At 60.0% G+C, this 18,336-nt stretch carries 17 protein-coding genes; all 17 read right to left on the reverse strand.

All coding sequences use genetic code 11. From position 1 onward, the window contains the following. Nucleotides 1–87 precede the first annotated feature (87 nt). Nucleotides 88–684: a TIGR00730 family Rossman fold protein gene (locus CH262_RS26495; protein WP_015586136.1), complete on the reverse strand. Its 597-nt coding sequence runs from the start codon at nt 682–684 to the stop codon at nt 88–90. Further along, on the reverse strand, nt 684–2,000 hold the full coding sequence (locus CH262_RS26500) for an FAD-binding protein (protein WP_032365005.1): 1,317 nt from the start codon (nt 1,998–2,000) through the stop codon (nt 684–686). Before CH262_RS26500 ends, CH262_RS26495 begins: the two co-directional genes overlap by 1 nt. Continuing rightward, on the reverse strand, nt 1,997–2,764 hold the full coding sequence (gene fas4 / locus CH262_RS26505; protein ID WP_015586134.1) for an adenylate dimethylallyltransferase Fas4: 768 nt from the start codon (nt 2,762–2,764) through the stop codon (nt 1,997–1,999). Before fas4 ends, CH262_RS26500 begins: the two co-directional genes overlap by 4 nt. Nucleotides 2,765–2,792: 28 nt before the next feature. Continuing rightward, complete coding sequence (locus CH262_RS26510; protein ID WP_015586133.1) at nt 2,793–3,731, reverse strand: transketolase family protein; 939 nt, start codon at nt 3,729–3,731, stop codon at nt 2,793–2,795. A 6-nt stretch (nt 3,732–3,737) separates the two neighbouring features. Then, nucleotides 3,738–4,652, reverse strand: coding sequence for a 4Fe-4S domain-containing protein (locus tag CH262_RS26515; protein ID WP_080730063.1), 915 nt, complete (start codon nt 4,650–4,652; stop codon nt 3,738–3,740). A gap of 13 nt (nt 4,653–4,665) precedes the next feature. Beyond that, on the reverse strand, nt 4,666–5,865 hold the full coding sequence (locus tag CH262_RS26520) for a cytochrome P450 (RefSeq protein WP_015586131.1): 1,200 nt from the start codon (nt 5,863–5,865) through the stop codon (nt 4,666–4,668). Between the two features lie 95 nt (nt 5,866–5,960). Further along, a complete protein-coding gene (locus tag CH262_RS26525) occupies nt 5,961–6,812 on the reverse strand; it encodes an SAM-dependent methyltransferase (RefSeq protein WP_032365004.1) in 852 nt (283 codons plus the stop codon). A gap of 39 nt (nt 6,813–6,851) precedes the next feature. Next, nucleotides 6,852–7,703, reverse strand: coding sequence for an SAM-dependent methyltransferase (locus tag CH262_RS26530; RefSeq protein ID WP_015586129.1), 852 nt, complete (start codon nt 7,701–7,703; stop codon nt 6,852–6,854). Nucleotides 7,704–8,313: 610 nt separating this feature from the next. Further along, nucleotides 8,314–9,360, reverse strand: a complete 1,047-nt coding sequence (locus tag CH262_RS28490; protein ID WP_080730062.1) for a helix-turn-helix domain-containing protein — start codon at nt 9,358–9,360, stop codon at nt 8,314–8,316. A 136-nt stretch (nt 9,361–9,496) separates the two neighbouring features. Further along, nucleotides 9,497–10,708 carry a bifunctional glutamate N-acetyltransferase/amino-acid acetyltransferase ArgJ gene (argJ, locus tag CH262_RS26540; RefSeq protein ID WP_306430905.1) on the reverse strand — a complete coding sequence of 404 codons (1,212 nt, stop codon included), beginning with the start codon at nt 10,706–10,708 and terminating at the stop codon, nt 9,497–9,499. Then, nucleotides 10,690–12,156 (reverse strand): class I adenylate-forming enzyme family protein, encoded by a 1,467-nt coding sequence (locus CH262_RS26545; RefSeq protein ID WP_032365002.1) that lies wholly within the window; start codon nt 12,154–12,156, stop codon nt 10,690–10,692. Before CH262_RS26545 ends, argJ begins: the two co-directional genes overlap by 19 nt. Next, nucleotides 12,149–12,892, reverse strand: a complete 744-nt coding sequence (locus CH262_RS26550; RefSeq protein WP_015586125.1) for a TauD/TfdA family dioxygenase — start codon at nt 12,890–12,892, stop codon at nt 12,149–12,151. Before CH262_RS26550 ends, CH262_RS26545 begins: the two co-directional genes overlap by 8 nt. Beyond that, nucleotides 12,889–13,944, reverse strand: coding sequence for an asparagine synthase C-terminal domain-containing protein (locus CH262_RS26555; protein WP_033188359.1), 1,056 nt, complete (start codon nt 13,942–13,944; stop codon nt 12,889–12,891). Before CH262_RS26555 ends, CH262_RS26550 begins: the two co-directional genes overlap by 4 nt. Before the next feature lie 101 nt (nt 13,945–14,045). Further along, on the reverse strand, nt 14,046–14,870 hold the full coding sequence (locus CH262_RS26560) for an enoyl-CoA hydratase/isomerase family protein (protein WP_052047791.1): 825 nt from the start codon (nt 14,868–14,870) through the stop codon (nt 14,046–14,048). Next, nucleotides 14,867–15,445: a formyltransferase family protein gene (locus CH262_RS26565; RefSeq protein WP_032364999.1), complete on the reverse strand. Its 579-nt coding sequence runs from the start codon at nt 15,443–15,445 to the stop codon at nt 14,867–14,869. Before CH262_RS26565 ends, CH262_RS26560 begins: the two co-directional genes overlap by 4 nt. Then, nucleotides 15,442–16,629 carry an argininosuccinate synthase gene (locus tag CH262_RS26570; RefSeq protein ID WP_015586121.1) on the reverse strand — a complete coding sequence of 396 codons (1,188 nt, stop codon included), beginning with the start codon at nt 16,627–16,629 and terminating at the stop codon, nt 15,442–15,444. The genes CH262_RS26565 and CH262_RS26570 overlap by 4 nt, the downstream gene beginning before the upstream one ends. Next, nucleotides 16,626–18,143: an argininosuccinate lyase gene (argH, locus tag CH262_RS26575; protein WP_052047792.1), complete on the reverse strand. Its 1,518-nt coding sequence runs from the start codon at nt 18,141–18,143 to the stop codon at nt 16,626–16,628. Before argH ends, CH262_RS26570 begins: the two co-directional genes overlap by 4 nt. Nucleotides 18,144–18,336: the final 193 nt, after the last annotated feature.

Raw genomic sequence — 18,336 nt, forward strand, 5'->3', positions numbered from 1 at the left:
GTATACGGACGAACTGGGTGGAACGTGAGCGATATAGAATGCACCGAGGACGGAGCAGATCTACCGGCCAGGCAGAAGTCCCACTAATTAGGGTGAGCGAATGGCCGCGATAGCCCCCTCGATGTCTTTGCAGACGATTACGCGAGACCGGGTTGCGGGGGTGATAAATCCTTCGACGGCAGCGTGCTCGATGTAGGAGAGCAAGGGGCGGTAATACTCGTTGTCGTTCAGCAGTACACAGGGTTTATTGTGAAGCCCCAGGTGTGACCACGTAAGGACCTCGAAGAACTCTTCTGCGGTTCCGACACCGCCGGGGAGGGCAATGAATGCGTCACCGAGTTCGGCCATGAGAGCTTTGCGTTGGTGCATGTCATGGACGACGTGTAGTTCTGTCAGTCCATGATGCGCAGCCTCGGGTATCGCAGTGAAGCTCTCAGGGATCACGCCAACGACGGTTCCGCCGGAGTCCAAGGCCGCGTTCGCGAGGGTGCCCATGAGGCCGACTCGGGCGCCACCATAAACGAGGCGCAGCTTCGATCTAGCAATCGCACGCCCCATCCCCTCTGCGAGCTGTCCATATTTGGTCCCGCGCCCTGGCATAGCTCCGCAGAAGACCGTGACGCTCTTGGGGGTCGGGCGGGCCTGTGCCGAGACCGTAGTCGCGGGCATTGGTCGAAGGTTCATCAGTCGAATGACATTCTGTATCCAGGGGCGAGGATCCTGTATGGGTCGAAGCGACGCTTAGCCCGTGCGATGGCCTGCCATCGCGAACCGAAGTGCGTACACCAATCTCCCGGTGACATGGGGACAGCATTGACTGCGTAGGCCACCCCGCCTACATCCCGAGCCTGTTCATAGAGCAGGCGGTTGCTGGCAATCATTCGGGCTTCGGCCCCTGGGGATGCTGTTCGAAGTACGGCCAACATGAAGAATGTGTCGCAGTGAGGAATCGGAATGAACGGTGCGGTGATCGGTGTTGTTGGAATCGGGTAAACCATGATCAGCCCGGAGTTTCCTAGGTCATCCGTCAATGAGGAGCTGGTAGTTTCGATGAACTGCTCGATCTTGTCTGCCGGGATCAGCAGGCTGGCCCATGGATGTGGATAGAACCACTCACCTGTGTGCCGAAGATCAAGCTCCTGATCCGCCATACGGTTGATAAAGTCACCATAATCTACGTCCGAGTTGTATTCGGCGCACGAATCGTATTGGAGCGATGACAACAGCGCATCGTCGTCTGGCCTTCGTGGTGGGGTGAAGTACTTGGCTAGGTCCAGTCGATAACGTAAGTGGCCGTCGGCATCGACACGAATTCGTCCTTGTACATGGTCGAATAGTCTGTTGGACATGGCGCGGAGTTGGTCGCCAAGGAATACGCCGAGGTTGGAATACTGCAATTTGTACTGTCGAACCGACTCGTGAGCAGCGGTCAGACGGATTGTCGCGTTGACGATTACGCCGAATTGACCGAGGCCGCCGCGCACGGCGTCGAAAAGTTCACTGTTCGATACGGCGGAGCATTCCCGAAAATCTCCCGATCCGGTAACTACAGCAAGAGAGTCCACGTTGTCGGTTTGCAAGCCAAAGCCGTGACTCGATCCCCCGAAGCCGCCGACCGAAAGCGTTCCGCCGACGGTGGTCCCGAGATAGTCGGTGAGTACCGGAGGGGTTTGCTGGCGGCTGAGCGTGGCAGCGACCACGTCGCTCCATCGCACACCCGCATCGATCGTGGCCTGCCCCGATCGAACGTCGTGGACGGTGTTGAACCTTTTCATGTCCAGCACGACTCCGCCATCTGCCTGGCATTGCCCGTAAGTCGAGTGTCCGGATCCGCGCACCGCGAGCGATAGGTTCCGCGCCGCGGTGTAGCGCAGGGCTTCCTGCACGTCGGCCACGGTCCGTGGCACGACAACGACGGACGGTTTCGCATGGATGCAGTTTCCGAAATCAGCCCCGGCGGATGTCAGGTGCACGTCGTCGGTGTGCCAGATCCCGCTCATCTGGCGGTCACACCTGGGGCACCGAAGGTTCTTAAAAATATTTCCTGCTGAAGGACGCCGTGCTCGACATACCGGCCACCCATTGATGCCGCCAGTTCGTCGAGCACCTCCGTGGTGAGGTCTCGGTTGGCCAACTCCTCTGGTGTTACGGAATGCGTGGCGCACCAGTCGAGTACACAGTCCAGACCCGCAACCGAGGCTATGAAGTTGTGCTGATCGCCTAGAACCCACGCTTCCGCCAGTTCGGTGAGTAAATTCCTGCCCGTTGAATCTCCCCGTAACATTTGTCGTGCCCTTGCGCACTGCTGGGCAAAGTAGTGTTGCCTATCAGGAATAGGCATAACATTCACGACAGCTGGGAACGGTAGGTTGGATATCGTTTGCGCGAATCGAAGAATGAGCGATATCGAACCGCCCTCCATTACCACCGCTTCGCCGCGATCAACGTACGAGGTCAGTACTTTTATCAGCCGGTCAAAGGCCTCGTCCGGATCGAAGTTGCCCTGATGTATGGTCCGGTTGTCGAGCCAAACGCGGTTGAGCCCTTCCACTTTCGCGTCGAACGCTCGACCACTGGTGACCAGGAGATCGGAGTAACACTGGATACGGTCGGCAACAACAATCGGAGCCGAGTGACTCAATGCCAACTTGCTCGCTTCGGCGCTCTTTCCAATTCCGGTGGCACCGACGATTGCGTATACGCCGGGTTCCCATCGCACCCGATCAAACCTTGCTTGCGTCTGTGCCATGGTTGATTCCTTCATCCCGATTCCTTTCTCTCGCGGGTCGTGCTCAGCCGAGGAAGGAATTGATCGAATTACTCAGGGAACGGGCGTCAAGTCCGTGAATGTGGTCGTGGTCGTCGGGGGTTCCGTAGTGGCGATCTTCCATCTCACGTCGAACGCCCAGGGAGAGCAGCCGATGGGGATGGCTGACGAGACTGGACGAGACTTGGTGCGCCGAGGTGCCTGCCAGATAGGGCTCGACCAACACGACGTTCGGACGGTTCACGGCTTGCACCGCGGCACACAGGCCCGTGGCGTCGAAGGGGCGAATCGTCGCCGCGTAGAGGATGGTTACGTCGAGCATGGAGGTTGCCGACAGCACCGCATCTAAACAGGGCCCGACTGCGAGGACGACTCCGCGGGTGCCGTACTTGATAGGTGTGAACGATGTCCCTCGGACCGCATGGGGGTAACGGTTGACCTGACTCGACAGCCGTAGGTAGACCCGTCCATCGCCTGGTAGCGATTCGAGGAGAAGATCGGCGGCCTCCTGTGGATGGCCTGGCACGTGAACTGTCCAGTTGGGCATCGAATCGATGACGGTGATATCGCCCGGGGTGAAATGGGAGAAGGCGAACTCCGACAAGTCGTAGGAGGCTCCCCAACTGACCAGGACTGCGCCGACATCTTGCTGGGCGAAGTTCAGCTTTATTTGTTCAAGAGGCCGCTCGACGAGAAAGGCGGCGACTGTGTGTACCACGGGTCGCATGCCACACATGGCGAGCCCGCCGGCTACCCCCATCATCAGCTGTTCCCTGATCCCTACGTTGATCACGCGGTTGGGATCTGCGATCGCGGCCGCTTTGAAGAGGTGGGCTCCGATGTCGGCCAGCACAACTACGGCGCGGGGGTCTGTTTCCAATGCACCAGACATGGTCGTTCCGAATGCGGTCCACATGTCAGTGTGGTTGAAGGACTTTGGTTCTTGCGTGTCTGCGGAATTCATGGCGATTCATCTCTGCTGAATGGACGAACGGGCCGATTGCCGAGTCACGGTGGCGACCACCGCGAGCGGTCTGTCGTTGTGATCTCGATTCAGTGCCGCAGCGATCTCCTCATGGTCAGCACCGTTGATGTTGATTGTGTCCCAACCCTCACCGTCGAACCGTTTATCGATTCCATGCGGCCAACCCATACTTGCCGTGCCGTTGTCCAGGACGATGACCGTCAGTTGGTTCAAGCGCGCGCGTCCTGCAAAAGCCATCGCCTCGTGGTTGCTGCCCTCATCGAACTCTCCATCGCCGATGAGCACGAAGACTCTCGGTGCGTGACGATTTTGTATACGGAGTCCCATCGCGACGCCCACTGCGAGCGGCAAGCCATGGCCGAGCGAGCCACCCGACATTTCTACACCCGAGATTTTGGTTCGATCCGGCGCGAAGCCGAGTGGTGAGTTCTTTGTCGCCCAGGTATCGAGGAGCTCTGGTCGGAGGAACCCTTTGGCCGCAAGTACCGCGTAGTAGGCCATCGGGCCGTGACCTTTGGACAGCAAGAAGCGGTCCCTGTCGTCGTCGTCGGGGCTCTCGGGGGATACGTTGAGGATTTCGTCGTAGAGTACCCACAGCACGTCCATCGTCGATGAGGATGAGAACGAGTGCCTTTCGTCTCCCCGCATACGGGAGATCAGAGCAGGCAGATCGTCATAGCTGAATTCGGTTGGCTCTTGTCGCATCGCATTCTCTTCGAAGCGGATAGCAGTAGCTGGGCAGGAACGTGCAGCCGCGCGTACCAGCGAATGGTTGTCTGGGGAAGGTTTGTCCACGAGCAATGTGACTGTGCCGTCGTTACTCTGCTCGAAGACCTCGGGCGCGACGAGCACGCACTGACCGGAGCCGAAACACCTCCGCTCGTTCACGACGACTTTCATGACCGCTCGCTTCTCACCACGTCAGCTGTAGTTCTTCGAGGCCGAGAACAATGCTGGCGGAGCGGAGCCGAACGTCGTGCGAGGGTGAGAGGGCTAGGTCGGGAAAGCGCCTCAGTACCGCCGGCACGGCCGTGCGCAGGGTCATCCGAGCGAGTGAATGCCCAAGACAGAAATGGACGCCATGCCCGAAGGCGAGGTGACCGGCTACTCCCCTGGTGATATCGAGGTCGTCGGGTCTGTCCGTCAGATTGCTGTCGCGATTAGCGGCCAATAGGGACGGGATGACGAAAGATCCTGCCGGAATGGTCACCCCGGCGATTTGCACCTCGGTTACTGCCATGCGCGGTGGCTGCGAATGGGCGACCGACAACCACCGCAATAATTCCTCAATTCCGGAATTGACGCAGTTCGGGTCCTCGATCATCATGGCGGCTTGTTCCGGGTGATGCAAAAGGGCCAGTACACTGAGGCCGATCATGCTTGCTGTGGTCTCGTGTCCACCGAGCATGATCAGACTGATGATGCTGATAAGTTCGTCGGTGCTGAGGTTGTCGCCAATCTTGCGCGCCAGAATTCCCAACAAGTCGTCACCGGGTTGTTCCTGCGCACGGGTAACCAGGGTGGCCATGTATCGACGGTCTTCTCGCTGGGCAACCGCTCGTTGTTCTGCAGATGCCGACAGATCCAGGAGGCGTGCTGTTCGATCTCGCAATTCGTCGCGATCGGCATAGGGCACTCCCAACAGCTCACACAGTACGAGCAAAGAGACTGGTAGCGCGTAACGGTCCATAAGGTCGGCGGGTTGCCCGGCTTGCTCGAGACCATCCAATGCACTGTCCACTATCTCTGCGATGCGCGGCTGCAGGCGACTGAGCCGGTGCACTGAGAACTCCGCAGCAAGGATATGACGCAAGCGGGTGTGGTCGGGGGGATCGAGTCCGATGAGGTTACCGGCGCGCATGGCGGCTAGTTCATCTTCAATCACATCGCCGCCGCTGGGTATTGCGAACATTGGCGTGTGGGCGTTGCTGAACCGGTTTGAGTCTGCGAAGATTCGCCGGACGTCTTCGTAACGGCAGACGAGAAAAGCCGGGGCCCCGTAGAGTTCTCCTACTGGGATAACACCGTCGCGGTCACGGACCTGGGCGAGCTCTTCGGTCGGGTTCAGGCCGTTGCGTCGCATTTCTAAAGGTAAATCAGCCGTTCCGGCCATACCGGAATCCCTTCGATTGTTTGTAGAAGGACGAAGTGGCGCGCCGATGCCGAGGATCGCTGGCGCGTGGATAACTCGGATATCTCAGGCCACCGCTACAGACGCTCGCACGCGATAACCAAGTAGTCGATGCTGCGTTCGCGGAAGCCCTGGAGGAATGGTTCCTCGACACCTGTGCGCAACGCTGCCTGGTTGCGCAGGTCCCAGTACGGGATGGCTTCGTCGGTGTATCGCTGAACGTGATACGGCACCAGACCATTTGCTGCCAGAGTTTGGAAATAAGTACTGCGGGTGTGCATAGCGCACTGATATTCTTCGTCGATCAACCGTGATGCCTCGGAACGCTCAGCAACTACGTCGTTGCGGCACCAGGTGACTGCGACATAGCGGCCGCCGGGGCGCAGCAACCGGGCGAACTCGGTGAACGCCTCCCCTAGGTCGACACACATCGTGGTTTCGTTGGAGACGATGTAATCGAAGGTGTTGTCCTCGAAGGGGGCCTGAACCATGTTTGCGAAGTGGAATTGCACACGGTCCGAGCTCCCGCGTTCACGGGCCAACTTCTCTGCGAACTCGACATGGTGAGCGCAGTAGTTCACCCCGTCTACCCGGCAGCCGAATCGATCAGCGATTGTGAAGGTCGTTCCGCCTCGCCCCGATCCCGCGTCCATGACACGAGAGCTCGGTGAGACCTCCCCTAATGCATCGACGATAAGGTTGATTTCCAGCGACTCCATCCGGTGAAGTTCGCGCAGGATCAGTGACTCCCGCAGCTCCGCAGGTGCAGCGAGTACAGAGTGATCGTAGTCACCGATTCCGTAGTGGTGGTGGTACAAGCCGTCTTCAGTGCCCAGCAGCAGGTTGATATCGTCGGATTTTTTGGCATCCCAGTAGCGGCGCTGCTGTACGTCATGCTGGCCGAGGACTGCCACGTCGAGGTTCGGCATTTCAGGCTCCTTCAAGTTTGTGGTTTCCGGGTGGATGTCTCAGATGCGTTCGGCCGCAATCACTAGGTAGTTCAGTGAACCGTCGCTGTAGCCGCTGAGGAACGCATCCTCAACGCCGGTGCGGAGTTTGCTGTTGTTGCGTAGCTCCCAGTACGGCATAGCTTCGTGTGTGTACTGAGCCACGCGGTACGGAATCAGGCCGTTTGCCGCGAAGGCCTTGAAGTAAGTGCTTCGGCGGTGCATTCGGCATACGTAATGTTCATCGATCTGCCTTGTCGCGTCCGAGCGTGGGTCGACTGCGTCGTTGCGGCACCAGGTGGTCATTACGTAGCGACCGCCCCGTCGCAGTAGGCGGGAGAACTCGGCCATTGCTTCGTACGCGTCGGCGTACATCGTCGTCTCGTTTGAGACCACGAAATCGAAAGTGTGATCAGGAAATGGTGCCTGCAGCATGTTCCCGAGGTGGAATTGAACGCGGCTATCCCAACCGCGTTTGCGTGCGATCTGCTCGGCGAACGCGACGTGATGTTCGCAAAAATTGACGCCGTCGATTCGGCTCTCCGTCGCTCCAGCGAGACGAAAAGATGTTCCCCCGCGACCTGACCCGGCATCCATGCCGCGAGAGTTGGGCGGCAAAGGACCGAGGGCGTCGAGGATCAGTCCGACTTGATCATTCTCCATTCGATGCAACTCTCGCAAAATCGCGTTCTCTCGCTCCTCACCTACGGAATCCAGAATAGAGCGGTCGAAATCGCCAATCGCGTAGTGATGGTGGTAAAGATCATCATCAGCGCCCAGTAGGAGATTGATGTCATCGGTTGTTTTAGCGTCCCAGTGAGCTTTCAACTCACGTTCATAGCTATCGCGCGCATATTGATCTGCCGAGATCATCACAGTCTCCTTCTTCGGTTCTCCCCATCATTTCTGTATCTCAAGTCGACATGTCGAATGAACCATTGCGACCTGCAAGGTCGGCGACTTGATGATGTCTTCGACGCTACTTATCGAAATTAATTGCGGAAATACCTCCACAGCTCTTCGTCGCGAAGCGACAAAACTTTGGCACCGTGCGACAAGTGGGGTCGAAGTCCCCTACGGGGTCCAGTGCAGGTAGGCACCCATCTGCGCCGGCCGTGAGGAGACCATGGAAGCCGCAACCGGCCAACGATCAAGTCCTCGGAGTCGGGCCCTCCAAAGTCGACAACGACTACAGCCACGTCTACCGCGAGAACCCGCAGATCAATCGTCTTATGCCGTGAAGGCGATGCCCCGATCGGCGCGAGTGCGCGCGGACGTGACGGAGTTGCGTGGTAGCTACCGTGGACGGATAGCCGGACCGTCACTACCTCGAGCAAGGTCAAGAATTTTGTCTTGATGAATCCGTCACCCGGTCGTGTACTTGTTGCCCAGCGAGTTCGATCACGTCGACGCGGCGCGCCGGTACGAGAACCTTCGTTCCGGTCTTGACCACTCGGAATTGATCGGTGGATGTGTTCTCGAATTAGCTGGGTTCCGCGTAAAACCTTCTGAATTCCGAAGGCGAGCAACCCTTCAACTCGCGAAATAGCCGAGAAAGTCTCGACTGGTCACTAAGCCCCCACCGCGCACTGATGTCGCCTATCGGTATCTGTTGTAAGCTTGGGTCGATCAAATCGGCAGCGCACCTTTCAATGCGCTCATATGCTATATAAGCGGACAGAGTTCGCTCCTCTCGCTCGAAAGCGCGATGCAGCTGACGAACCGATACATGTAGTTTGCGCGCGAGTAGGTCGGGATTGAGCGTGGGATCAGAAAGATTCTTCTCGATCATCAAGCGCGCCGTCGCTACGAGGCCGGATTGCTGGTCAGGCGGTGCGTGGCCATGGGGCGGGTGCATTCCTTCCCACGCCAGTAATCGAACGGCTGAGATGACATTATGAGCCGTGAACGTGTTCAGCATTCCAATTTCTCTCGAAGTAGAATGTAAAGTATCTGAGAGTATTTTCCCCGTACCTTCAGCGTTTGGCACAACGCGAAGACCTCGACCCGAGGCGGCGTCGAAGTCTTCTCTTGAGCCCACCCTCTGCCGTAACGTGACTACCGCTAAACAGCTGGCACGGGTTACAGTCATTGTATAACTGTAATCGCTATAGTATAGGCCAATGCCTCCACTCTTCAGCGATATTTGGACGCCGTTCTGCGACAGAATTACTTCGCCCGATAAGACGTATTGAATCCTCACGGAGAATCGTGGATCGGCTTCGAGATCAACCTGTCGACGAGTAATTTCTCCTGGTCCGCACCGAATCGACGCTAAGCTGTCCCCATCGACTATTCGCGCAGTGAGTCGTGTCATACACTGTCGTTCAGGCGCGTGACACGCGGTTCCGTACACGGTGTACAGCTCGTGACTACGCTCTTCGCTAGATGCGTGGTCGGAAGTTTTGATCAGAGTTGTGGCATTGCGGTCGTTATGGGCATTGTCTCGGAACCTTTTTGAAGGTTCTCTATCGGTTGCAGCCATTTTCGCCCCCCGGCGCGAATCGTGTTCGGTCTTTAATTTGCTCATGTCCAGAGTCCGGCAGAACCGGCAACATCAACGGCCACAGGCGACGTGCTGTAACGGCTTCGACAGGTCGAGGCGTCGAGGCCGGATGCCCACTCCACGTTACTGCGGCCTGTTGGTGAAGTGATTGGAGTGATCTCTATGTGGTGTAGTCCGCGTTTATTCGAATGTATTCATCGGTGAGGTCGCAACCGAACACTCTCCAGGTGTCGGTGCCGATTCCGAGGTCTACGTTGATCTCGACGGTGGCAGTTGCAAGGTGTTCACGAACCACCTCGACGGTGTCGTGCTGGTCGAGTGACGAGCTCGGATACACATCGATGTCCGCGAATGCGACTCGGATTCTGTCGGGTTCTATGTCCACCTCGTTGCTACATTTTCCGATAGCCATGAGAACTCGACCCCAGTTGGGGTCTTCACCGTGGATCATCGTCTTGACCAAGGGAGAGTTGATGATCGACTTCCCGACCACGCGCGCTTGGCGCTCGCTCGATGCACCCGAGACCGTAGTGACGATCAGCTTGGTCGCACCTTCGCCGTCGCTGGCAATCATTTTCACCAGATCCGTGCACACTTCCTCGAGAGCCTGCTCGAACTCGGTATCGGGTACCGGGCCGGCGGCACCATTGGCGAAGACCGCCGCTGTGTCGCTGGTGGAGGTGTCGGTGTCGATCGAGACCGAGTTGTAGGTGCGGTCGACAACGTCACGAAAGATTCGGTTGAGCGTGTCCTGGGGGACGTCGGCGTCGGTGAAGACAAACGACAGCATGGTCGCCATGTCCGGTTCTATCATCCCGACGCCCTTCGCGATTCCAACGATGGTGCTGGTGCCGACGGCTCGTTCGGAGACCTTGGCGCGGGTGTCGGTGGTCATGATCGCTCGGGCCACCGCGTGCGCGTCGAGTGGTGTTCCCTGGCCGAGCCCGTCGAGTCCGGCGCGGATGGTGTCCATCGGATATTGCACTCCGATGACTCCGGTGGAGGCCATTATCAGGGCATCGGGTTCGATTCCTACGGTTCGTGCGACGGATGCGCGTATCTCGCTGGCGTTGCGGAGCCCTTCCGCGCCGGTCGCGACGTTGGCGTTCTTCGCCAACACGAGGACCCCGCGCGGACTGGTCTGCTCGATCGAGGTCTTGCTCAAGGTGACGCAGGGGCCCGCGAACAGTGACTTCGTGAAAACGACCGACGAGGTGCACGGCCTGTCGGAGATGACCATGGAGAAGTCGTCTTTACCTTCGTCTGCCAGTCCTAAATGGGTTGTCCAGCAGTGAAACCCTTGTGGGGACGCGGCGCTCATGTCTGCCCTTTCTGATCCGTGTGATGTCGAACTCAGGACGCTCTGCACCATGCCAGCAATGCGCGCCGGTCGGGCTTGCCGACAGACGTTTTCGGCCAGTCGGACATCAGAGTGATCTTTCCGATGAGACCGCAGCTGTTCATCACTTCGGTGACGCGAAGGTGGATTCGTCCGAGGTCTGCCCCGGTGGGTGCCAGGCGGCACAGTACTGTCGTCGGTGTGTCTGCTCCTGTGGCCGTTGGGGCGAAGACGACGACCTCGTCGACCTCGTCGAGTGCGGTGATCTCGTCGACCAGGACGCCTGCCGAACAGAGTTGACCGTGGTTGTTTGTCCATACGTCATCGATGCGGCCCAGGACGTTGATGGCACCGTTGTCGTGGACCATCACCGCGTCCCCGCTTCGATACCAGCCGTCCGTGAATGCGCTCTGTGTACGGTCCGGGTGTCCCCAGTAGCCTTCGGCTCGGTGCGCTCGGCGGAATTCGGGCTCGCCCACTCGATAGGTATCTGCGTCGATTCCGTGGATGGGGCGCACTCGCATCTCCACCCCGGGTAGGGGCCGCAGTTCGGCCGCGCTCTGCAACTGTGGCCGCAGATCTGCGCACATGATGCCGCACTCGGTGGCCCCGTAGAGCCTGCGTAGGTGGACCCCGCACCGCTGGTGGATCAGTCGCGCAGTGGTCGGCGTCAGGAGAGCCCCGCCCGTCAGTGCGGTGGTCAGGTGTTCACCCATTCGCTCCGATGCCGCCGGTGACGCTGCGATCGCGTCGTAGTGCGAGGGAAGGGCGCTCATATAGGTACCGTTCCAGTCGCAAATCGCTCTCGCGTGGGCAGAGGCCGGGAGACCGGCGTCGAGGTGCACCGTGGGTGCTCCCGAGAGCAAGCCCGCGAGAACGTGAACGTCCATCCCGTGCGCGAAATCGAGGGGGTGGATGTTGATGATCACATCGTCGGCTGTCAGACCGAGCTGCTGGCACCAGTCGGTGCGGTCGGCGAACAGCGATTCCTCGGTCCAGTACACCCATTTCGGCTCACCACTCGATCCGGATGTTTCGAGGATTCTTCCTCGCACGGTGTCGTGCTCGGTCACGTCGCATTGACGCGTTGGGTTGCAGTATCGGAGCTTTCGGGTTGCTGCATCGAACACGGAGGCCAGTTCGGGCAGGTCGGGGTCGATGTCGTGGTCGGTAATGGCGTGCCAGCGGCGGCCCAGTGCGCTCAGTCGGTCCCATGCTGGATGCCGCGTCCGGCTCGCCAGGTGCACGCCGCCGGCGGCCATCGTTCCCAGTAGTGCTGCAACGAAGTCTGCGGCCCCGGGGTGATGATCGACGACGACCACGTCGCCTTCGTCGATCACCGGTGCCAGTGCATCACGCCATGCCATCGCCGCGGCCGACAGCTCCCCGAACGTCGTATGGCGTCGTCCCTGGTGAAGTGCGTCCTGATCCTGTTGGGGCATGCTGTTCAGTGCGGCGAGGAACCCTCGCGCGTCAGACATTGATCTGTCCTCGGAACAAGTGTCTGACGCTGCCCGGTTCGATCGTTGTCCGCCCGTGCAGAACCTGTTCGTTGTCGAGGACGAGAAGATCACCCGGGGCCCAGTCGTGCGAGTAGAAGCTGGTACTGCCCCGCAGGTAGGAGTCGAGCCGTGCGAAGACGGCCCGGCTGTCTTCTTCGGTCGAGCCCGCCAGACGGACCGACCATCCTGCGGGGGTGGTCCGTTCCTCGGTGAACGGGAGTGCCACGTTCAACCGCGTTGTCCCCGTTGCTGATCGCACTGCAGGTGGAATCGACAGCCAGCGGTGCGCGACGTCGGGAAAGTGGGATTGGTCGGTGACGTAGTACTCCCAATCCACGTCGGTCACCGTGCTCAGGTCCGGTGGGAGTGTTGCATCGAGTAGATCCGATTGCAGACAGAGTTCTGTGCGTCCGGATCCTGTGGGCTGATCGACTGCATTGCAATACAGCGCAATGTATTTGGGACAGGTCCCGACAAGTGTGCCGTCGGTGTGCAGAGGCAGGGCACTGCGCCCGGTGACGACGCGGTCCGGTAGCGGGCTTGCGTCGAGATCGAGCAGACCTGCGCTTCCGGTGCCGAACCGATGTGTGGCGAGAGTCCCGAGCCCCTGCACGAAGACCTCGAAGTCGCTTCTGCCGAAGTCGACGTCGCCGACCAGAGCGAATCCATCCCGGGTGGCCACTGCCGCGAGATCTCCGGGATCGGTGGCCGTCACCGCTGCTCACCGCCGACCGCAACATCGTGGTTTCCCAGAGGGACCTCATCGAGGGTCTGTGCCCGGATTTGGGCACAGACGGCAGCCAGTTGTTCTCCGAGCGCGCCGTCCAACCCTGCTGACAAACCCGCCCCTTGGTGGATTGCGACTTTTCTCCCGAACGCAGTCTCACGGGGCAGTTGGTAGGCCGCGAGCTCGCGGAGGTAGTACTTTTCGATGCCGTCGACGGTCTTCAGCTGAGCGGGGACACTCTGTTGAAGGTGCAGTAGAGCAGGACTCCAGTACGGGTGGTACATGCGCGGCCCTGGGGTGAATTGGCCGGTCACCATCATTCCTGATGCGCTGGCGTCGTCGATACGTTCGTTCAGATCGCCGGCGACTGCGCCCATACCGAAATCGCTTCCGGCGTTGAGCAGATCGCTGCCGAGTCCGGTCACGAGGTCGGCACCACATGCTCGCGCCAACTCGAAGGCCACTGTCACCAGCAGATGCACGGTGATGACTTCTGCATCATCGGATTGAGTGTGCTGCATGCACGGGTAGATCGCCGCTGTCGATTCCTGTGCGGTGACGTCGATGACGTCGAGCGGCAGACCGACGTGGCGCGCTGTTCGAGAGGCACCGTCGATTTCGTCACCCCAGGGTGTGCGGAGGGTCAGTGCACGGACGTCGGCACCGGCCCTCCACAAGTAGGAGGCGAGGAGTCCGGAGTCGACACCACCGGAGAGCAGTAAGCGAATGGGACGACCCGACGATGCGATTTCCGTTGCTGCAGTGCGTAATCCATGGTCGAGCCACCCCATGGCCTGTTCGAGCGAACACCCTGGGACACCGCCCGACGGCGACGATCGGGGGACAGCGCGGTGCACCGACAACTCTCCGTCGGCGGAGCAGACCAGAGTCGTCCCGGGGCGAAGTGCCGTGGTGGTTCCTGCGCGGTGACCGACACTCGCGGCGGTCGCCGCGAATTGCGCTCCCACCGCCCATGTCCGTGCATCATCGGTGCGGGAGAGAAAGACTCGGCATTCGCCGTGCAGCGGCGTCGTGATCATGACTGTTCCGTCGTTGCGGTTCAGAACGGGGCCGGTATGTCCGCCAACACGGCGGATGCGGCCGCTGTGCGAAAAGACGACCCACCCATGATCGGTTGGGGTCATGGGTTGTCTCCGACAATTGTGCGCATCTTCTGTTGGGCCGCATCGCCTGCAGCGAACCCCGCTCGGTGGCCGGCTATTGCTGCAATACGGGCTCGTTCCATGTCGAGCAGCAGATCGTGGTTGACGAACGCCTTGGTGCGGGCAAACGGCACCGATTGGTACTCGGCCAGTGCCTGTGCTCGGGTGCATCCTGCAGCGAGCGGGTCACTATGGGCTGCAACGAGTTCATCGAGGAGGCCGTCGGAGAGTGCGGTGGTACCGAGCCATCGATCGCACCCGATGATCATTCGATTCGCCACGGCAGGCCCTACTCGGCGTTGCAGGAGCGGAGCTCCGAGTATGCAGGAGATACCCAACTTGAGCTCGGGCATACGGAGGTCCGACGTCGACGTTCCGATGCGCCAGTCGGCGCACAGTGCCAACTGAAGACCGATGCCGATGCAGTATTTGTCGATGACTGCCACGGTCGGTTTCGAGATCGACAGAACTGCTCGATACATGTCCACGCAGGCGTCGATCCATCGGTTGACCTCGGAGCCTCCCGTGAAGTCCTTGACTTCGTTGAAGTCACCGCCGACACCGAAGGATCGACCGTCTCCCCCGTACAGAACCAGCCCCTCGACATCCGGGGTGTCCCCTAGCTGCCAGACCAACTCGGTGATGCCGCGCATCTTGTCTGTGGAGAACGTGTTGTGTCCTTCACCGTCGAATTCGATGATCGCCAAGGGGCCGTTGCGAACTGCAGTACCGCCATGGGCTTCGGGCGACCTGGGCCGATCGTGGGGCTCGTGGGTGGCGGAGGGTGAGTGCAGTGTTCTCACGCTTCGACCAGCTCCCCACGCTTTCGGCGGTCTGCGTCGAGGGCGCGGCGTGTGTAGAGACGTTGTCCCCATTGTTCGCTGTGATCGGCGCTGATAGCGGTGCCGTTGCATATTGTGGTGACGATTCGATGGAATTGAGCCAGTGCGGCGGCGGCGGTGCGTTCGCTCAAGCTCGTCTCGGATTCGCCTGGGACGATGTCGAATCGGTCGACTGCGATGATCGGACCGCCATCTACCTTCGGGGTGATGATGTGGCAGGTGGCCCCGAATTGCGTCTGGTTGTCGTCGATCGCGTAGCGATATCCGCCGATCCCTCGGTAGTTCGGGGTCGCCGGGTGGAAGTTCACGGCCAGTTCCCGCACTCGATCGAGTGTGGCCTCGGACAGGATGAAGTCCGATTTGAAGGACAGAAGCAGGTCGCACCCGTGCCACTGATCGAACGATCGAGTTACTGGATCGCCGTAGTCCCAGGCAAACCAGTCGACGTCGGCGAATCTGCGGCGGAGAAAGTCGTGGGCGAGTTCGCCCCACCGTGATCCGTCGGAGATGAGCAGAACAGAGCGGGTGTCTTTCATCGAGTGACAACTCCTTCGGTGAGTGGGAGAGCCCAGCAGTACGCGAATCCGGCACCTGCTTCGTGTAGAAAGGTGTCTGCCTCTTCGTAATCGGCCAGAGCCGAGCTGTATCGGCCGTATTTCGGGGACGTCCGGCCGATGCATCGAGCGGAGCCCTTGTACAGCTCGACGGTCACTGTGCCCGTCACGCGGTGAGCCAGACGGGCGCAGTAAGCATCGAGTGCTGCACGCAGATCGGTGAACCAGTAGCCGTAGTAGACCAACTCTGCGTACTGGTCGGCGATGGACCGCTTGTGGTGGAGCGTCTCTCGGTCCAGTACGAGTGCTTCGAGATCGGTTCGTGCAGCGAGAAGAACTGTTGCAGCGGGTGCTTCGTAGATTCCGCGGCTCTTGAATCCGACGATGCGGCTCTCGAGAATTTCGGTACGCCCGATACCGTTCGCGGCCGCTGTGTCCCCGAGTTCGCTGACCAGGTCGATCAGGTCGAGCTTGCGGCCGTCGAGAGCGACGGGGATGCCTGCTTCGAACTCGATCGTGATCGTTGTTGGACGATCCGGTGCCTGCACCGGCGCGGTCGTGATCTGCCATGCATCGGGCGGTGGAGCGTGGTCGATGAGGTCGAGATCCCCGCACTCGATGCTGGTGCCCCAGATATTGGTGTCGATGCTGTACGGCGTCGTCTTGCTGACACCCACATCGATACCGTGACGATCGGCGTAGGCAATTTCGCTACCGCGGGAGGTCATTTCCCAATCGATGACAGGTGCGAGGATGTCGAGCTCGGGAGCCAACGCCCGCACGGAGGTGTAGAACCGGACCTGATCGTTTCCCTTGCCCGTGGCACCGTGAGCGACTGCGGATGCACCGCGTTCGCGAGCGATGCTGACCAGCCGCTCGGCGATCAACGGTCGAGACAACGGTGCAGCCAGAAGATATTTTCCCTCGTATGCAGCGCCGGCGGCGAGAGCCGGGATTGCATAGTCGTGGAGGAACAGGTCTCGGACGTCTTCGACGATAACTTCCGACGCGCCGGCCGCGGTTGCGCGCTTCGAGACGGCCTCGAGGTCCTCGATTTGGCCGAGGTTCGCGCAGTACGCGATGACCTCGGTCTGATAGCGCTCTTTGAGCCAGTGCACGGCAACGGATGTGTCCAATCCGCCGGAATATGCCAGGACGATGCTCATACCCCGACCTCCATCGCGAGTTCGGGCACGCTCACGCCGCCGACGACGGATCGCGCTGCTCGTAGGCATTCCGCCTTCGCCTCCCAGAGGCGGGTTCTGGCTTGCCGGATTTCGGCGAGTCTGTCGGTCACGTCGGCCAGGCCTTGCTCCTGCTGTTCGGAGACCCGCGTCGGTCCGGTGGATCCGGCAGAGATGTAGCTGCGCAGTGTGTGGAGCGGATCGCATATCTGCTTCATGTCGACCTCACTGATGTCGATGTCGTGTTCCTCGCGGAGGAAAGTGGTGGTGAACGCGACGTTGCGCAGGGTGTGACCGGCTGCGAGGGCGGCGTTGACGAGGTCACCGGTGATGCGGTGGGCTGTGCGGAAAGGAACGTCGAACCGAGAGACCAAGATGTTGGCGATCTCTGTCGCGGTCGAGAAGTTGTCCCAGCACAGGGCTCTGCCGCGAGCACCGTCGAACGCGGTGTGCAGGTTCTGGCGTCGGCACAGGCGAATGGTGTCGAGGTACGTATCGAGGGCGCCCCAGTAAACCGGTTTGTCCTCCTGCAGGTCGCAGCTGTACCCGAGACCGACCGACTTCTCCATCACCAGCAGTTGCACCAGCGCACCCACCGCGCGACCGGACTTCCCTCGCGCCAGTTCTGCAACCACCGGATTCTTCTTCTGCGGCATGATCGAGCTACCGGTCGCGAACGAATCGTGCACTTCGGCGAGAGCGTATTCGTTCGAGCTCCAGGTGACGATCTCTTCCTGCATGCGAGATAGATTCACAGCACCGCTGGCAGCTGCGCCCGCTACTTCGACTGTCCAGTCCCTCGTCGACGTCGCATCGAGCGCATTGACCATCGGTGCATCGAACCCGAGAAGCCGGGAGGTGTAATCGCGGTCCAGGGCGAATGTAGTTCCGGCGAGCGCACACGCGCCGAGCGGATTGATGTTGATGCGCTTCCAGGCATCCATCAGTCGGGAGGCATCACGCAGCAAGGCCTGTGCGTGCGCAGCCTTCCAAAATGCTACCGAAATCGGTTGCGCTGCCTGCGAATGCGTGTAGCCGGGTAGAACTGCTTCTCGTTCCGACTCGGGGCACCCGAGCAGATCCTGCACGAACATGAGCAGTTCTTCGCTGGCATCGAGCAGCCACTCGCGGGTGACCATGCGTGCGTCGGTCTGCACCTGATCGTTTCGGGACCGTGCGGTGTGCATGCGGCCGCCGACGGGTCCGATCCGTTCGATGAGCATGAATTCGGTGTTGAGGTGCACATCTTCTTGTCGGACGTCGAGCTGCAATCCACCGTCGGCTCGGCTGCTCTCCATGTCGAGCAGCCCAGCGAGAAGCGCTTTGGTGTCGGGTTCGGTGTTGATTCCCGCGCGACCGAGCATCAGAACATGAGCGATGTTCTGCCACAGGTCGTGTTCGAGCATTCTGCTGTCTACCGATGCTGTCTCTGTGTAGCGAAGTACATCGTCGGTGATATCGGTGGAGAATCTTCCACCCCAGAGCTTTTCGCTCATTGATCGGTACCCCTCTGTGTGCGTGATGGTTCGGTTTCGGTACAGGAAAGTTCGGGTTAGGGCACGGCAAAGCCAAGACCTGGCGGGATTGGACGGCCCGGGGCGCGGACCCGGGCCAAGGCGTCGTTACACAATCAAGTCAGGTCGGGCTCGGGTCGAGTAGTTGAAAGAGCGAAGGGAGAAGGGCTCGGAC

It is taken from the genome of Rhodococcus sp. 05-2255-1e (assembly GCF_002259025.1).
In the GTDB taxonomy this organism is placed as follows: domain Bacteria; phylum Actinomycetota; class Actinomycetes; order Mycobacteriales; family Mycobacteriaceae; genus Rhodococcoides; species Rhodococcoides fascians.

Excerpts from the sequence above, each read along its gene's own strand:
- CH262_RS26545 (WP_032365002.1), bottom strand. The coding sequence starts at position 12,156 with ATGTCTGACGCGCGAGGGTTCCTCGCCGCACTGAACAGCATGCCCCAA.
- fas4 (WP_015586134.1), bottom strand. The coding sequence starts at position 2,764 with ATGAAGGAATCAACCATGGCACAGACGCAAGCAAGGTTTGATCGGGTG.
- CH262_RS26520 (WP_015586131.1), bottom strand. The coding sequence starts at position 5,865 with ATGGCCGGAACGGCTGATTTACCTTTAGAAATGCGACGCAACGGCCTG.
- argJ (WP_306430905.1), bottom strand. The coding sequence starts at position 10,708 with ATGGTGCAGAGCGTCCTGAGTTCGACATCACACGGATCAGAAAGGGCA.
- CH262_RS26515 (WP_080730063.1), bottom strand. The coding sequence starts at position 4,652 with ATGAAAGTCGTCGTGAACGAGCGGAGGTGTTTCGGCTCCGGTCAGTGC.
- CH262_RS26530 (WP_015586129.1), bottom strand. The coding sequence starts at position 7,703 with ATGATCTCGGCAGATCAATATGCGCGCGATAGCTATGAACGTGAGTTG.
- CH262_RS26555 (WP_033188359.1), bottom strand. The coding sequence starts at position 13,944 with ATGATCACGACGCCGCTGCACGGCGAATGCCGAGTCTTTCTCTCCCGC.
- CH262_RS28490 (WP_080730062.1), bottom strand. The coding sequence starts at position 9,360 with ATGAGCAAATTAAAGACCGAACACGATTCGCGCCGGGGGGCGAAAATG.
- CH262_RS26570 (WP_015586121.1), bottom strand. The coding sequence starts at position 16,629 with ATGAGCATCGTCCTGGCATATTCCGGCGGATTGGACACATCCGTTGCC.
- CH262_RS26525 (WP_032365004.1), bottom strand. The coding sequence starts at position 6,812 with ATGCCGAACCTCGACGTGGCAGTCCTCGGCCAGCATGACGTACAGCAG.
- CH262_RS26500 (WP_032365005.1), bottom strand. The coding sequence starts at position 2,000 with ATGAGCGGGATCTGGCACACCGACGACGTGCACCTGACATCCGCCGGG.
- CH262_RS26495 (WP_015586136.1), bottom strand. The coding sequence starts at position 684 with ATGAACCTTCGACCAATGCCCGCGACTACGGTCTCGGCACAGGCCCGC.
- CH262_RS26565 (WP_032364999.1), bottom strand. The coding sequence starts at position 15,445 with ATGAAAGACACCCGCTCTGTTCTGCTCATCTCCGACGGATCACGGTGG.
- argH (WP_052047792.1), bottom strand. The coding sequence starts at position 18,143 with ATGAGCGAAAAGCTCTGGGGTGGAAGATTCTCCACCGATATCACCGAC.
- CH262_RS26510 (WP_015586133.1), bottom strand. The coding sequence starts at position 3,731 with ATGAATTCCGCAGACACGCAAGAACCAAAGTCCTTCAACCACACTGAC.